Here is a 15842-nt window from a genome sequence, read left to right on the forward strand (position 1 = left end):
GCTATTTTTCCTCAAACAATTGACTGAATTCTTGATTATCTAACTCAACTGCCTCTTTTAGTTGAGATAAAATATCCGGAATTGCACTAATCACCCTGCTCCATGAAGGAATAAAAGGTGTATCCATGGGTCTTTCTAAGAAAGTGTTACCTGCTGTTAAAATGTTTTCAGCAAACATTTCTACCGCTTTTTCTTCATTGTGAATATCTAATGATAAGCCATTCATAATGGCGTCATTACGATATGTTTCAACGTAATCAAGAGCAATTCGATAGTATGTTGCTTTTAAAGTTCTAAACTTCTCGGCAGTAAAAGTTTCGCCCTGTGTAGCTAGTTTACGAATGAAGGCTTTACTGATGTCAATTGACATTTTTGATAAGCCACCTTCGGTATTGTCTAATGATAAATCTTGATGTTTATGATCATAGGTGGCGGCAATATCAACTTGACACAAGCGATTAGATGAATAGTTACGGTGCATTTCAGAAAGCACACCTATTTCTAACCCCCAATCACTTGGAATACGTATATCTGTTAAAACATCGCGACGGAATGAAAACTCACCTGCTAATGGGTATAAGAAACTATCCATGTACTCTAGATAATCACAATGACCAACAGTTTTCTTTAACGCTTTAATTAATGGTGTAACGAGTAAGCGAGATACACGGCCATTAATTTTGCCACCGGCAACACGTGCATAAAAACCTTTGGAGAACTCATAGTTAAATAATGGGTTGGCAACAGGGTAAAGTAATCGGTCTAACAATGAACGTTCGTAAGTTAGAATGTCACAATCATGCAGTGCAATAGATTCAGTTTTTCCTGAAGCCAATATGTAACCCATGCAGTACCAAACATTGCGGCCTTTACCTAGCTCTTTAGGCGCTAAACCGAGTGCTTGGAGCTTTTGATCAATCGCCTGTAAACGTGGGCCATCATTCCATAAAACGCGGTGATGTTGTGGTAATTGTCCAAAAAAAGATAATGCTTTTTTATATTGCTCTAAATCTGCTCGGTCTAAACCAATAACAATCTCAGATAAATAATTTACATCTTTTATTTTATTAATAATATCAGGCAGGGCCTTGCCTTCTAGCTCAGAAAAAAGTGATGGTAGGATAAGACCTAGCGGCCTTACCTTAGAAAAAGAAGCGAGTTCTGCCGCCATATCTTCAGGCGCACGCTGCGCTAAATTATGTAATGTTGTAACGGTTCCGTTTTGATAAAAATCAGCCATGATTTACCTCTTAGTTAGATGAGTGGTCGTTAAATATTAATGTTTGAATACTTGAAGACCATCCTGCTGGTCCATGAAGGTCGGTTTTAATAATACCTAGTTGGCGTGTTAATAGTGGAAAGTCGTGTGTTGGAGATTTAACTTGGACAGCAATATCTGCAGCATCTAGCATCGGAGTATCATTGCCTCCATCACCTAATGCAATGGTTCTAAAGGTTGTGCTCTTAAATTGTTCAGCGTATTGGCTAGTGAGCCACTGTAAAGCCAACCCTTTGTCACAATGATCACTAATGTGCATAAATCGTCCACCGTGCATGACATTAGCTCCTAATCTTTTTAAGGTGGCAACAAAGCGTATTTTATTCTCTTCGTCACCTGTCCAATGAATAGGTTCACCGTATTCTCTTTGTTTAGCTTGCTTCGCTTTCTCAGGAGTTAATCCTGTATGGTTGCACAACTCATCTACTGAAAATGATGAAAACCCTTGGTAAAAACCTTTAAATTCAGCTAACTGGGTATCTAGCATTTTTAGCCAATATGTCCGTGGCAATGAAAAGGTTTTTACCCAATATTCGCCATCGTCTTCAGTTCCTACAGGTTGTTGCTCAAAAGTAGATTTTGGAATAAAGACCGCTGATCCATTTTCAATAATAAAAGGTGCGTCTAGTGCTAATTCCTGTTGAATTAGTTCTAATTCTGCTCTTGTTTTACTGGTATTGAGAATAATCGGTATTTGACGTGCTTTTAATTGTTCAATTGTTTCTTGCGCATCACTCCACTGATAGGTGTAATGATCAAGTAATGTTCCATCTAAATCTGAAAATATAAGATCGCAAGTGCGTTCCATCATTTCTCCTTTATAATCATTTTGGTTATTTTACGGTTATCATCTAGTCGTAATGTTACATCTGCGGTGGTTGCTAATGTTTGGATTGAATATTCCGTGAGCCGTTGAAAGTACTGTATAAAGTTATTTACTTCAGCAGGATTCATTATTGCTGATTGTTTAATATTTTGTGTCTTACCCGCGAGTTTTTGCTCTTGTTCTAAACGCCATTGATAAACACAGTCAAATGAAGGGGGTTGTAATGTCACCCAATAGTTCATCATGTTGTATAGTGGTTGGTAATATTGGCTTAATTGCGTATTAACATAATCTCGCCAAATTGATTGTGGATCATGCTCTGCTTCTAAAGCATTAATTGGGTTAACAAGTTCCTGCGTTGTTTGTGCAGGTACACCCCAGCACCACCCTTCAAATAAAATGATATCAACCGGCTTAGTTATACGGCTCCAATCTGCTTCAGAATATGGGTTGTCAGTAGCTTTGTTGAATCGTGGTATTAGCAAGCCTGTTTTTTGAACAGCCAAATCAGTTAATGTTTGTTGAAGTAAATTTGTATCGTGTGTGCCAGGGACCCCTCGTGTTGCTAATAAAGGGTGAATGGCTGTTGCTAATTTTTGCCGTTCTTTACTTGGTAAGTAAAAATCATCAAGCGACAAAACTGCCACATTAAGATGGTGATTTGTTGTTAAATATTCAGCAATAAACTCAGTGAATGTTGACTTTCCACTACCTTGACAGCCATTAATTCCAACAAAGTATGGGGAGCCATGATGATGAAATTCATCAAACACGCTTTCTGCAATGGGTTGATAAAAATTGTTAGCTGTAACAATAAACTCTTGTGGCAATTGTTGTTCTGCAATGAATTTTTCAAGCATAAATACAACCATTAGCGTTAAGTATTGGTGTCTTTAGCTTTTCAAGTATTATGCCATTTCAGAAAATCACCGTGTTAGCTGGCTCAATCCTTTATAGAATAAGGTTTGTTAATGAACTGTAAATCAATGATTGCTTTATATATCATAATCTCACTGCACCAAATCAGTTCTATGTTTTGAAACGGTGCATTAATAAACAATAGTATGTTGTTTATTCATCGTTATATGTACTTTTTCTACTCTGCTCTTAAAACTAAGCTGTGATGAGCAATCTTAGCTATGAGGTTTAGTATTTTAGAAATCAAAAAAGACGATCTTTCTTGATCATATAAGTGAATAAGTATTGACTCTATTTGGTTGGCACAACAGAGTCGGCTAATAACAATAATTCAAAGCCCTTAACTAACTCCATTTTCATAAACGATATTACCCCATGCATTACGATTAGTAGGGTTTGATATTCAGCTTTATGCTTGGCGGCGATATTTTTTGCATAAGAGTAACCTTGTTGCTCGTAAGCTAAAAGTAGGGCGACGCTATGCTCTTCTGGGGTTATTGTTCGTGCAATGGGCGTATAGCCTAAAGCTTGGATAACATTTTCAGAAAGAGTCCATACTGACCATGGGTTTTGGCCGGTAATTAAATTTTTATCTTGGCTTACTTGGTCTAAATAGGTTGTACCAGAGACAAAATTTGCGCCACGCTCGGTGAGTTTATCTTGCAATAAAAAAGGAAACACTTGTTCAGCATCAGGAATTAGAAACAGCTCTTCATCGTTGGTAAAAGCACTAACATTGGCATTATTTACCAGCCATTCACCATTATCGAGTTTTACATTAACTAAGGCCGCAGGCCCGTGACACACCGCTGAAATAACCTTGTTATTACTGTGCATTACTTTCACTAACTCTTGAATGGCAATATTATCTGGGAAATCAAACATAGCGCCTTTACCGCCGACAAAATAAACCGCCTGATAGGCGTAAGCATCAACATCAGCTATTTTTAAAGTGTTATTTACTTTTGCTTGTGTTGCGGCATCGTTCAAGAAGGCATAGTCATAGTGAGCCATATCATCATCGTCAAGCACCACGGGAGATTTACCTCCTTGCGGACTGGCAATGTCTACTTCAAAGCCATTAGCAGTAAATACCCAGTATGCACGTGCTAACTCTGTTAGCTCGTAACCTGTACTTTTACCACTATCCCCCATTTTGTCCGTGCTAGTGATCACCGCTAAAATTTTACCTCTGTTTTGAGGTAAGGCTTGTTCAAGGTATGGCAGCTGATCTGCGGTGGTCGCTTCTAATTGACTCATGTTAGTGTCTTCAGGCACTAAACTGAAAAGCCAATAAATACCAGCTCCACCGATACTTACAACTAGGGTGATAATAACAGCACTGGTAATGAGTATTTTCTTTAACATAATGTATTCCTCGTTTGGTTAGGAATACTTTAATTAGGGTTAGGTGAAAATAAGGTGAAATTCACCGATTATTTTAACTTTATTTAGTTTATGTTTTAGGTGTGATGGCAAATGAAAAAGTATTATTTACCTGTTGTAGTTGATATTGCCAATCAAAGCACTCAACAATTCGAGTGACCAAATATAAGCCTTGGCCAACGCCATGACTGGCTTTGCTTTTATTACCCTGAAGTGTGATGTCGTTTGGCAGACTTTCCTGAGCTGCATTTTCAAAAATTAAGCTATTATTTTGCTCACGAATGATCAATGCTTTTGAGCTTGCATGCTCACGGGCATTATCTAATAAATTTCTAAGCATTAAATGAAATAACGTTGGGTTGGCACTAACTTGAAACCCTTCGCTGATCTCTAATTTTACCTGTAAACTATCTTGGCTTGTAGATAAATTGCTGAGTATAATTTGTTCCAATATCATTTTTACATTACATGGCTCTTTTTCCAGGGACTCAGAACGTGCTAAAGCCAGTAGCACTGATACTGTGTTATCCATTTGTTTACTGACTTTATTTAACTGAGCGAGATCATTATCTTTAAATCCTCGTTGTTCGATTAGTGTAAGCGCATTGTTGAATACGGTTAGTGGCGTGCGTAATTCATGGCCCACATCAGTGGTGAAAGCTTTTTCTCGCTCAAACATCAGTGTCAATTCTTTAAAGGTCTCTTCTAAGGCGTTTGATAAGTAGCCTAATTCGTATTCTAATTGCGGAAAAGGTTTGTCTTCACCCAGTAATTGTTTAGATTTTACGGTATCAGCTAATAAAATAACGGGTTTAACGATTCGTGTTGAAAATTTTAGTGATAAATAAACCGCTAAGCCAAGTGTAATAAATAAGCTTATTAAGAATATTTGAAAAATTTTAGGGTGATTAGTCACCACGAGTAAATCAGATACTTCTGCTAATAAATATCCGGTTTTATCTTCAGTTAATCTAAGGGGGATATAATGGTAATGCTTTTCGTCGTTGGTGAATATTTCATTGTCTTGAGTGACATGTAATATACTGTCTTTAGCCCATGCTGGTAGCTGGCTAGCATCTTCATAAGTCTTGATAAATTGTAGGTTTGATAAAGGCAGTTGACCTGTTTTTTGATATTGGTTTTCATTGTAATAAGCTTGCGTTTTTAATAAATTATTAATCAATTCATCTTCGACAATAAAAGCGATCACCACGGTTGATGCCAAGTATAATAAGGTCAAGCCAGTGGTTAGCCCAACCAACAAGGCTAGAGTTTGATGTTTAATACTTGAGATGATTTTCATGTTAACACTCCAACTTGTAGCCGACATTCATCACGGTTTTAACAGTAACATTGCTCAAAGGTGTATCGAGAGCTTTGCGTAAAGTATAAATATGCGATTTTAGCGCATCGCTGTCTGGCGGTGAATCTGACCACAGTTTATGGGTGATAAAAGAGCGGCTTACTGGCTCTGGATAAGCTTTTACTAATAACGCTAAAATTTTAAATCCAATACTGGTTAGCGCTAAGTTTTTACCCTCAATGGAGGCACTATTATTACTAAGATCTAATGTGAGCTGTTTCAAGGTGATCGTTTTAGATTGATGTAAATTGTGTCGACGTGTAAGTGCTTGGCAGCGAAGCACTAATTCACGTAAATCGAATGGTTTGGTTAAGTAGTCATCAGCACCTTGCTTAAATCCTGCTGACTTATCTTCAAAACTATCTCTTGCCGTTAACATTAATATCGGCGGGGTGATCTGGGCATTATCTTTAATTATTCGGCAAACTTCTAGGCCATCTTTATCAGGTAAATTTAAATCCAGAAGAATGACATCATAGATTTCAGCCAATGCTAGCTGAGAGCCTAATTCCGCGTTGCTGGCGTGATCTACTTGCCATTGGTGACTAGATAAAAATTCAACTATTTGCAGCGCTATAGTGTGGTTATCTTCTATTAAAAGTATTTTCAAAGTAAGCCGTCAATTTAACTATTTTAATTAGCATACTGCAGATAAAGTGAAATCCAAGTGAAATATGACATATATTATTTTTATGCTAGCTTGATAAATGAACCACTATAGTAAATTCCATAATTGTTTGGCTATTGGCTCTGAAGGTGTGCTTAGCCTGAACTTTAACTGCTTACTTCGTAAATAAAGCCTAGTTTGAAATTTGAATGCCATGGTAAGAAAAAGATAGTTAGACATAAAAAAACGGCTCTTAAATGAGCCGCTTTGATAATGAATATTTATTTTGAATCGTGAGGTCGAGAAACTCTAAGCCCAATTATAGCTAAACTTAATAAAAGTAATGAGCTTGGCTCAGGAACTTGTGTTGATACTATCTGCCAACTTCCTTGGGGCGCAAGTCCAGAGCAATTACCTGAAATTTGTTCGTGATAACGCCCTTGATTGAAGTCGTTTCCTGATTGATAACCATTACCACGACTAAAACAGGCAGCAGCAGCTTGGGCGTGAATAGTACTAATACCCGCGTTATCAGAGTTAAGATTTATATCCCAAAAGGTGATGTTACCATCAGTATCAGTGGTTACTCCTGAATCTCCTAAATTGACACCAAGATCGCCAAACGTTAGCGTTTGTTCGCCATCGCTCATGGTTAACGCAAAACCAGCAAAGCCACTTACCTCATCTAGACTGAACCAAGCACCATTTGATGGGCCGAAATTAGCAGGTAATAGCTCATCAAAGCTCATTGATAAAGTGACTCGGTTAGTATTGTCATAACTAGAGGGGTCAGTAAAGTTATGAAAATATTCTCCTGTATAGTTATAAATCACGCCCGCCTGTACGCTACTTGCAAATAGCATAATGGCTGAGATTCTAACTAAAGTTTGAGTTACGTATTTTAATCTAGGTTTTACGAAGGAAAGTAGAGGTCGTCGCATTGTTTGCTCTCATTATTGTTAATGATTGAATTAGAGCAAATACAGTGCCATTAAATTAATTTGATAATAATCAAAGGTTTGCCGTGTTTAAATGTAACAAAATTGTACAAGTGTAAAATATTCCGACATTGTGCATTTGTTCAAAATCAATACATCAATTTGTTTGGAGTAATATTTTATTCATTGGCCGTGTTAAAAGTAATGGTGACACTCGTTCCTTGTAACTCTTCACTCACTATTTTTAAACGCCAATTAAGCTTTTTAATAATACGTTGCACTATAGATAATCCCAAACCAATACCGTCCGGTTGTAAGCTATAAAAGGCTTGCTTAATGTTATTGATTTCTTCTTTAGGGACACCTAATCCTGTATCCGTAATAGAGATTGAGTGGTTAAAATAACTAATATTGATCTTACCTTCGTTAGTGTATTGCATTGAATTAGCAAGTAAGTTCATCAATACAATTTCAAGTAATGCCGGATTAACCGTGAGAATTTGATGTGTGTCTATTTTGTTAAAAATACTAATAGTTTTTTTACTTCGTAGATGACTAAGCTTATTAATAACTTGATTTACATAGTTATATAGCTCTATATCTTTTGTTGGTGCACTTTCAGGCTTACTTTTGGCTAACCACAAAAATGTGTTAATAAGACGAGTCATATCAATATTTGCTCTTTTCATTCGCCCCAGTAATTGTTCTTGACGCTTATCAAGTGCGGTAGTTTCAAATAGCTCTATCGCCATAGTTAAGCTGGTTGTTGGGGTTCTTAATTCATGACTGACTTCTCGAGAAAAGCGTTTTTCGTTTTCAACATACTTTTCAATACGGGCGATAAATAAATTGAAGGTATTAGCTAATTCGCCTACTTCGTCAGGGTAATAATGTTCGGTAAGTGGTGTTGAAAGTTGCTCCGGAGACACTGATGTAACTTCAGAGGCAAGCGTGGTTAAGGGTTTTAAAATTGTATGTGTAAGACCGATACTCAAAAGTAGCGCTAATAAGCCGACTAACACTGCTAACGGAATTAAAACTAATAATACGAAGCTATCACTCCATAAGTTATTAGGTTCGACGGCAGTTTCGTAGTTGGAAATATCATAAATGACATAAAGCCATTCGGATTGCCATGGGCTTACTACTATTTGGAGTTCAAGTATGTTGTCGATTAATTCAAGATCAATAATCTTATGCTGATCCGGATAAATTGAGGTATGAGTAACTTCAAATATGTCCTCAAGCCTCAAGGATTGATGGTCATTAATACCTAAGGAATATTTATCTATCAATGACTTAGTTAATGTTTCTTCATTACCGACAACAGAAAAGCTATGTAGATTATTTTGAGGGAGCATATTTTCTTTGAGCGCTTGTTTATTGATTGACATGATATGCCAATTAAATAGGCGGTCATCCGATATTTCATAGATGAACCATGAAAAAACCGAGTAAATTAGTGCGCTTATTAAGGCTAGTGAGGTTATAGCTAACGTGATGCGAAGCCGTAAACTACGTCGGTATTTACTTATTCGCATAAACGGAAACCTCTTTTGGAGACGGTATGTATCAAAGGTTGGGCAAAAGGTTTGTCTAGCTTTTTACGAAGTGTGTATAAATGGCTTCTGATGGCATCACTGTCAGGGACAATATCTTGCCAAATCTCAGTCTCTAACTGTTGACGAGAGACAACATTGGGCGAGGCTTTAGCGAGTATCAATAGAATTTGATAACCAATAGGAGATAAGTGAATAGTTTCATTATCACGTGTCACTTGGCATTGTTGCGTGTCTATACTTAGCCCAGCAATAGTGATGCGCGATTCACTATGCTGTTTACAGCGTTTTAATAAGGCATTGATTCTGGCCAATAGCTCGGCAATTTGAAATGGCTTGACTAAATAGTCATCTCCACCTGCTTCAAAGCCCGCTAATTTATCTTCTAAACTATCTCGCGCGGTTAAAAACAATATTGGGGTGGTGGAGAGCGGATTTTGGCGCAGTAATTTACACAGTGATAAGCCATTTAACCCTGGCAAGCCAATATCAATTATAAACAAATCAAAATATTGCTGAGTGGCAATATGTGAGGCAGTAATGCCATCACCTGCAAAATCGACAACATGTCCATGTAAAGTCAGAAAATCGCCGATACTTTCTGCAATATCCCTTTGATCTTCTACGATTAATATACTCGCCATTACCAATACCTTTTAAAAACGGACTGAAACACCTAAACCCACAAAAGGTTCATCAGGAAATTCATAATCGGCAACTGATTCGGTGTAATCGGCATTCCATTCATCTTCCTGAATTTTTTGATGTCCATAAATGTTTAAAATATCGACATAAACATTGATAGGATACTGAGCAATATCAGTGAAATAATCAAGCCTGATATCTAACCTATGGCTAGCATCACGTTCAGAGCCATTGAAGTCCCCGTATATTGGTTGATAAAAAACGGGTTCATTAATATTTTCATCTTCAGCGTAGATAGGAGTGGAGCCCAATACTTCAGTGTAACGTCTACCACTTCGATAAAGCCATTTTATTCCTAAATGCCAATGCTCATTAAATTGATACTGTGCAACAAGGTTAGCAATGATAGGAATATCGAACTCATACTCGAAGCTCTCGTTTGTTTTGGTATTTTTCCGCTCACTATTAGCATAAGCGAGTGAAAACCAGCCATACCAATTGTCAGTTAGGGCTTTATTTATGATAAATTCTGTCCCCCAAGCTGTACCTTCACCGTCATTTACATATTGTGGCGGGGTATCTGCACTATCACTCATGGTAGACGCTATTTGTGCCTCCGGGTTAGCTATAATCAAATCGATTAGCTGTTTATAATAAACGTCAAACTTCCATTGCCAACCGTCATTTAATTGTTGAGCAAAACTTATTCCCAGCATATTCGCTTTGTTTTGTATAAGGTCTGGGTTACCAAACACAGGGCTTAAATAATTGTAATTGCGAAACCATTGGTGATGACGGCCTAAAGATAAGCTTATGTTACTGCTCTCGTTGATGTTATAGCGCGCAGACAAGCGGGGTTCAAATAAGGTTTCGTCAGTAAAATCATTGTTGTTAATCAAAGCCCCTACTTCTGTTTGCCAGTCACTCGTAACATTGTGCTGCCAATGTACGAATCCAGAAATAAAACGCACGTCTTCTTTAGTAAAGTCTTCGACGATGGGAGCAAAGCTTGATGGTGGGCAAGTAGAGAATTCACTATTACAAGGTTGCAACCTGCTTTTGTTGGTTTGTTCTATCTTTTGTTGTTTAAGCTCTCCGCCCCACAGCAGATAACCATCTGATAAGGACGTTTTTGTTGTTGATTTTAATAAAATTTCGTCAACATCTGAGGTGCTTTGTTCAGCTATACCTTCGCTAATATTTAAATGAGTGGACAAAAAATTAAGTGCAGCGGTAGTTTCACCTAAACTAGAGTCATTTAACCAAAGTATACCAAGATTATTATAATCTCCTTCAAACCCCTCACCACTTGCTAAATCTGGGTTGCGAGCAACTTCGCTAGCCCCTTCTTTATAGGCTTGCCTTACTTTATCTTCTGCACCTGTAGCGACTAGCTTTAATGTATTATCGAGGTTTATATCCCAGACAAATTTAGCTTGATAGTCATGATTTCGGGGTGGTTGTGAAAAGGTAAAATCTTCGTCTTCAACGATATCGTCAACAAAGTTATGAATGAGTGATTCTCGGTAAGAAACATAAAAAGCGGTGTTATCCGTTAATGGCGTTTCAAAAAGCACACCAGATCTGATCATACTTAAGTCAACAAATAACTGTGCTTTTTCAAACGAAGGGTCTCTTAATTGTGTGGTAATAACACCGCCAATAGCATCATTATATTCACCAGACCATCCCGAGGTTTTTAACTGAAAGTTTTCAATTAACTCAGGATTAAAGGTACTTAAACTGTCTTGATGAAAAACATAACCGACAGGTAAAAAGTCACTCAAATATTGGTTGTCTTGTGGTGAGCTACCGCGAATAGCTGGTTGCGCTACAGGTCCGCCACTGCTAGGAGTGGCAAGTATCACACCCGGTAACGCGTTTAGTGCTTTTAATGGATCTCCTAAGCTACCCGGCATAGTTGCCATTTGTTTTGACGAAATGGTTATACTGTCTGACTTTATCGCAACTACTTCTATTATTTCTATAGCTTCATTATTACTGAGTTCTTGTTGAGGTTTTTCTTCAATAGCCTGTGCGTTGAAATGGCTAAGCAAACAGCAAGAGATTAATATCGGTTGTGGCTTAATTTTCATTATATTTCCTTGTTAAAAAATCTACTGATATTTTTAAACAAGTAAAATCAAAGCAATGGCAATAAAATGTGAAAGTTTAGTGAACAGTTACATATTTTTTACTAGTTACGTAATCCTATTAGTTTTACTGATAAAAGCCGCTGATTTACTGCAATGTATTCCGGTAAAGAGCAGTGACAAATTCAATAAATGCTTTTACTTTGGGGATATTAGCTCTATTACGAGGGTAGAGAGCACAAACATCTAGATCTTTCATGCCCCAATCAGGCAGTATTTTAACGAGTTTTCCTGATTGTATTTCATCACGCGCCATATACTCAGGTAAAACCGCAATACCGACACTATCTATCATGGCTTGTTTTAACATGGCAAAATCATCAACCAGTAAACGAGGTTTACACTTTATTTGAACTTGCTCATTTTGCGTGGAGACTAAATCGAGTCGAAGATCATTATTTATCGGATTCATAATTAATAATTGATGCTCTAACAGTTGATATACGGAGTTAGGCACACCATTTTTTGCTAAATATTCAGGGCTCGCATACAACCTTCGTATCACAGTGCCTAAATTTTTGGCGATTAATGAAGAGTCATCTAATTGTCCGATGCGAATAACAACATCATAACCTTCTTCAATAAAGTCTACTCGGCGGTTAACAAGATTTAACTGCACTCTTATTTCGGGATATTGGTGTAAGTACTTTGATAAAGCCGGCTTTAATATTTGATGACCTGTGGATATTGATGCACCAACTTTAAGATCGCCTTGGAAGTTTTGTAAAAGTTGTGATACCGAATCCGTTGCTAAATCAAGCTCTTCATGAATACGCTTACAATGTTGTAAATATCGACTACCCACTTCGGTTAGATGTTGAGAGCGCGTTGAACGCTCTAATAAGGTGACTTTCAACTTTTGCTCTAGTCTAGATACTTTACGACTAACATTGGCTTTAGGTATACCTAGCCTGTCTGCTGCTAGAGTGAAACTACCTGTTTCTACTACTGCAAGAAAAACCATCATGTCGTTTAAATCGTGATCCATAGAATATTCACTCTGAACTGATTGTTGTTATAAATGAAATTATCATATCAACATAAGTGTATATATCAAACAAATGCTTAGCTTTATTATTACCCTACTGAAGTAAATAACTACATTATGTCAACGGAGTAGATCATGAAAATATTAACAAGAAAGTCGTTACCTTTAGGCGGTTTTGCCGGACTAACTGAACATCGATTAGTGACAGATAAACGTATCTTTGGTGCTAGAAAATCACCTGAAACGTTTAACGGCATTGGTAATTTTGTTTACCTAGCAGACGCAAAGTTTAATCCTCACGGCGAAACGCATATGCATCCTCATAAAGAAATTGATGTCATTACTGTGATGATGGATGGGCGAGTTAGCCATGAAGGCTCACTGGAGCATGGTCAAAATTTACATGCTGGCGAAGTACAGGTTCAGCGCGCTGGTGGAGAAGGCTTTTCCCATAATGAGATAAATCCAGATAATAGTAAAAACCGATTATTACAATTGTGGGTATTACCTGATGAATTGGGACAAGCTGCTGGATATAAACATTATGTGTTAAAGGATAAAGGGGTAACACGCATTTATGGCGGTAATAAGAACCAAGATGCTACTTTTAATAGTCATACCAATATAGACATAGTGCGTTTATCTTCTGGGGAGCGTTTTAACATTGAGGGAGAGTCCTTGGTATATTTGAGTCGAGGTAAAGCTGAATTATCTGATGCGAATAGTCATTTTCAATCAGAAGAGGGTGATTTGATTGTTAGTGTCGATACTGAAATTTTAGCCCAGAATAACGTTGAAGTTGTTGTCGTTACCAACACTTAGATATACCTAGCTTATGCTCAATTTGTGGAGAAATATGATGAAAGTACCTAATAAGCATTTAATCGCTTTGATAAATTATATAGCACTCGTTCCTTTAGTATATCTCATACCTCAATGGTTAATGCCGTATTTACCTGGCAATCCATTTTTCCAAGTGCTGATTATAGTGGCTATTATTGTGCCAATTATTTCTTATGTAGTTATGCCTATTACTATGAAAATACTGAATTAGTTACTCCACGTTGGATTAATTCACTAGCAATAACTGTCCTGTTTTTTTACAACTTTAAAGAGAACTTGAACAATGGTCTTATTAATGTGCTGAAAAATATAGTTATTATTTTTTGGCACACTTTCTGCTTTTAGCGAAGCAACTTTACTCTCATTGATCTATTTAAATGTTTAAAAATACGCGTAAAAATTTATTAGTTGTTTTATTTTCTTTTTTAGTTGCTAACACTGCATCAGCTACACGCATAGACTTTTCGGCTGCGACACTAAATGAGGTTGCTAGCACGGCATACAACTCTGTTGGTTTAGTCGTGGATGATATTGATGTCACAGTTACGGCTTACACTATAATTAATGATGGTAATGGCGCTATTACTTCATTAACTCTGCTTGATGAAGTTGGTACAGGTGTTTATGTTAGCTCTAGTGACAACCTAGGTGTGAGAAGCCATCCGGATGATGGTAGTTATTTAGATGGTGGCGATGGTTTTTTTGACCCTATTACCAATATCGACTACGACAAAGATGAAGGTTTACTTTTTAGCTTTGATCAACAAGTAAGTCTTGATTTTGTTGATTTTGACCGCTTTGGTGGCGATGATGATTTTAACTTAACCGTTGATGGCACTTTATATTTAGTTGATTTTTATGCAGGAGATTTTTCTGTTTACGCTAATCAAGCGGCTCTAGGTGATAGCTCTGAATTTGATTTTCATAATGTGGTAGGTACAGAATTCCTTTTTTGGGCTGATGGTGATTCAGACGGTTTTAAAATTGACGCTTTTGAAGTCACCGCAGTGCCAGAGCCAACATCAATTATTTTATTAGCCATCGCTTTACTTGTGCTTGCACAACGCAAGAAGCAATTAAACGGTTAAATAATATAGCTAGGCTGCTTTCTATAGTTGCGCCTAGCTATTTTCCTAAAGAAACTTTAATCATTTCCTGCTAGCATTGAATATAAGAGAACACTTTATATTTTGGTAAGAGGTTTATGAGTTTACTTTTTGTGTATGTTTTTGCTGCTATTGCTTTTTCTTTTCTTTGTTCCATTCTTGAAGCCGTATTATTAAGCGTTAACTCTGCGCATATCGCCATGTTAACAAAAGAGGGAAAAGAAGCGGGTACTTTATTCAAGCAGTGGCAGAAGGATATAGATAAACCTTTAGTGGCTATTCTTACCTTAAATACGATTGCCCATACTGCAGGTGCTGCTGGCGCCGGTGCACAAGCGGCAGCTGTATTTGGTAGTGCTTCTCTAGGTATATTTTCTGCCATTTTAACCTTACTTATTTTATTCTTTTCTGAAATCATTCCTAAAATGTTAGGCGCACGGTATTGGCGTACCTTATCCGTTTTTGCTGCGATTACGTTAAAATATATGATCTGGTTTCTATACCCGTTTATTAAAATGACTGACGTTATAACTCGTCGCTTTAAAAATGAAAATAGCTTGTCCGGCTTTAGTCGTGAAGAGTTTGCGGCTATGGCGGAATTAAGCTCTGAAGAGGGACAGCTTGAGGCGCAAGAAAGTCATTTTTTAAAAAACTTGCTATCACTACGTAGCATGCGAGTTAAAGATGCTATGACTCCGAGAACGGTAATTTTTAGCGTACCTGAAACCTTATTAGTAGAAGAGTATTATCATAAATACGACCAAGTATTTTTTTCAAGAATACCTGTATATCAAGGGGATTCAGAAAATATTACCGGTTATGTATTTCGAAGTGATCTGTTATTAGCTCAAGCGCGCGGTAATGGTCAAAATGAACTGAAAAACTATCTTCGTCCTATTGAAGCTGTGTTAGAAAAAACACCAATACAAAGTGTTTTTAATAAGCTATTAAATAAACGCACTCATATTATGTTAGCGGTGAATGAATACGGTAGTGTCGATGGAATTATTACCTTAGAAGATGTGATTGAAACTGCACTGGGGTTAGAGATAGTTGATGAAAAAGATCGCGCGATAGATATGCAGCATGAAGCCCGTAAATTATGGAAGAAAAGAGCAAAAAATCACGGTATTGAAATAGATAGCTGATAAGTTATAGCGCTGTAATATAAACGCGATCATAGCTGTGCTCACAATATAAGCATTTAACGTGGACAATTTGGTTTGGGCAA

Annotated in this window: 14 protein-coding genes; 3 read left to right on the forward strand and 11 right to left on the reverse strand. The window is 37.2% G+C overall.

Annotated elements, in window-relative coordinates; translation table 11 throughout:
• Nucleotide 1: 1 nt before the first annotated feature.
• The 11 genes from AC27IF_RS00980 to AC27IF_RS01030 all read right to left on the reverse strand — a co-directional run bounded on the left by AC27IF_RS00980 (nt 2) and on the right by AC27IF_RS01030 (nt 12662).
• Nucleotides 2-1240: a glycosyltransferase family protein gene (locus AC27IF_RS00980; RefSeq protein WP_487051283.1), complete on the reverse strand. Its 1239-nt coding sequence runs from the start codon at nt 1238-1240 to the stop codon at nt 2-4.
• Between the two features lie 10 nt (nt 1241-1250).
• Nucleotides 1251-2087 (reverse strand): HAD-IIB family hydrolase, encoded by an 837-nt coding sequence (locus AC27IF_RS00985; protein ID WP_487051285.1) that lies wholly within the window; start codon nt 2085-2087, stop codon nt 1251-1253.
• Nucleotides 2087-2965, reverse strand: coding sequence for a kinase (locus AC27IF_RS00990; RefSeq protein WP_487051287.1), 879 nt, complete (start codon nt 2963-2965; stop codon nt 2087-2089). The genes AC27IF_RS00985 and AC27IF_RS00990 overlap by 1 nt, the downstream gene beginning before the upstream one ends.
• Before the next feature lie 349 nt (nt 2966-3314).
• Nucleotides 3315-4391, reverse strand: coding sequence for a type 1 glutamine amidotransferase domain-containing protein (locus tag AC27IF_RS00995; protein ID WP_487051289.1), 1077 nt, complete (start codon nt 4389-4391; stop codon nt 3315-3317).
• Nucleotides 4392-4479: 88 nt separating this feature from the next.
• A complete protein-coding gene (locus tag AC27IF_RS01000; protein WP_487051291.1) occupies nt 4480-5712 on the reverse strand; it encodes a sensor histidine kinase in 1233 nt (410 codons plus the stop codon).
• A 1-nt stretch (nt 5713) separates the two neighbouring features.
• Nucleotides 5714-6382, reverse strand: a complete 669-nt coding sequence (locus AC27IF_RS01005) for a response regulator transcription factor (protein ID WP_487051293.1) — start codon at nt 6380-6382, stop codon at nt 5714-5716.
• A gap of 278 nt (nt 6383-6660) precedes the next feature.
• Nucleotides 6661-7320: a PEP-CTERM sorting domain-containing protein gene (locus tag AC27IF_RS01010; protein ID WP_487051295.1), complete on the reverse strand. Its 660-nt coding sequence runs from the start codon at nt 7318-7320 to the stop codon at nt 6661-6663.
• 176 nt (nt 7321-7496) lie between these two features.
• Nucleotides 7497-8711, reverse strand: a complete 1215-nt coding sequence (locus AC27IF_RS01015) for a sensor histidine kinase (protein WP_487051297.1) — start codon at nt 8709-8711, stop codon at nt 7497-7499.
• A 137-nt stretch (nt 8712-8848) separates the two neighbouring features.
• A complete protein-coding gene (locus AC27IF_RS01020; protein ID WP_487051299.1) occupies nt 8849-9520 on the reverse strand; it encodes a response regulator transcription factor in 672 nt (223 codons plus the stop codon).
• Nucleotides 9521-9532: 12 nt separating this feature from the next.
• The gene (locus tag AC27IF_RS01025; RefSeq protein WP_487051301.1) at nt 9533-11617 is read right to left on the reverse strand and encodes a TonB-dependent receptor plug domain-containing protein; all 2085 of its coding nucleotides are present in this window, start codon (nt 11615-11617) and stop codon (nt 9533-9535) included.
• A 145-nt stretch (nt 11618-11762) separates the two neighbouring features.
• Nucleotides 11763-12662 (reverse strand): LysR family transcriptional regulator, encoded by a 900-nt coding sequence (locus AC27IF_RS01030; protein ID WP_487051303.1) that lies wholly within the window; start codon nt 12660-12662, stop codon nt 11763-11765.
• 135 nt (nt 12663-12797) lie between these two features.
• Here AC27IF_RS01030 and AC27IF_RS01035 point away from each other — a divergent pair, with 135 nt between their 5' ends.
• From AC27IF_RS01035 to AC27IF_RS01045, 3 genes are all read left to right on the forward strand, one after another.
• On the forward strand, nt 12798-13484 hold the full coding sequence (locus tag AC27IF_RS01035; protein WP_487051305.1) for a pirin family protein: 687 nt from the start codon (nt 12798-12800) through the stop codon (nt 13482-13484).
• Nucleotides 13485-13882: 398 nt separating this feature from the next.
• Complete coding sequence (locus AC27IF_RS01040; protein ID WP_487051307.1) at nt 13883-14593, forward strand: PEP-CTERM sorting domain-containing protein; 711 nt, start codon at nt 13883-13885, stop codon at nt 14591-14593.
• Between the two features lie 116 nt (nt 14594-14709).
• Nucleotides 14710-15759, forward strand: a complete 1050-nt coding sequence (locus AC27IF_RS01045) for a CNNM domain-containing protein (RefSeq protein ID WP_487051309.1) — start codon at nt 14710-14712, stop codon at nt 15757-15759.
• The last annotated feature ends 83 nt before the right edge of the window (nt 15760-15842 follow it).

The sequence above is a fragment of the Colwellia sp. KS18-150 genome, assembly GCF_057551365.1.

Coding starts and splice junctions, on each gene's coding strand:
- AC27IF_RS01035 (WP_487051305.1), top strand. CDS start 12,798: ATGAAAATATTAACAAGAAAGTCGTTACCTTTAGGCGGTTTTGCCGGA.
- AC27IF_RS01030 (WP_487051303.1), bottom strand. CDS start 12,662: ATGGATCACGATTTAAACGACATGATGGTTTTTCTTGCAGTAGTAGAA.
- AC27IF_RS00995 (WP_487051289.1), bottom strand. CDS start 4,391: ATGTTAAAGAAAATACTCATTACCAGTGCTGTTATTATCACCCTAGTT.
- AC27IF_RS01010 (WP_487051295.1), bottom strand. CDS start 7,320: ATGCGACGACCTCTACTTTCCTTCGTAAAACCTAGATTAAAATACGTA.
- AC27IF_RS01045 (WP_487051309.1), top strand. CDS start 14,710: ATGAGTTTACTTTTTGTGTATGTTTTTGCTGCTATTGCTTTTTCTTTT.
- AC27IF_RS01020 (WP_487051299.1), bottom strand. CDS start 9,520: ATGGCGAGTATATTAATCGTAGAAGATCAAAGGGATATTGCAGAAAGT.
- AC27IF_RS01040 (WP_487051307.1), top strand. CDS start 13,883: ATGTTTAAAAATACGCGTAAAAATTTATTAGTTGTTTTATTTTCTTTT.
- AC27IF_RS01025 (WP_487051301.1), bottom strand. CDS start 11,617: ATGAAAATTAAGCCACAACCGATATTAATCTCTTGCTGTTTGCTTAGC.
- AC27IF_RS00990 (WP_487051287.1), bottom strand. CDS start 2,965: ATGCTTGAAAAATTCATTGCAGAACAACAATTGCCACAAGAGTTTATT.
- AC27IF_RS00980 (WP_487051283.1), bottom strand. CDS start 1,240: ATGGCTGATTTTTATCAAAACGGAACCGTTACAACATTACATAATTTA.
- AC27IF_RS01015 (WP_487051297.1), bottom strand. CDS start 8,711: ATGTCAATCAATAAACAAGCGCTCAAAGAAAATATGCTCCCTCAAAAT.
- AC27IF_RS00985 (WP_487051285.1), bottom strand. CDS start 2,087: ATGGAACGCACTTGCGATCTTATATTTTCAGATTTAGATGGAACATTA.
- AC27IF_RS01000 (WP_487051291.1), bottom strand. CDS start 5,712: ATGAAAATCATCTCAAGTATTAAACATCAAACTCTAGCCTTGTTGGTT.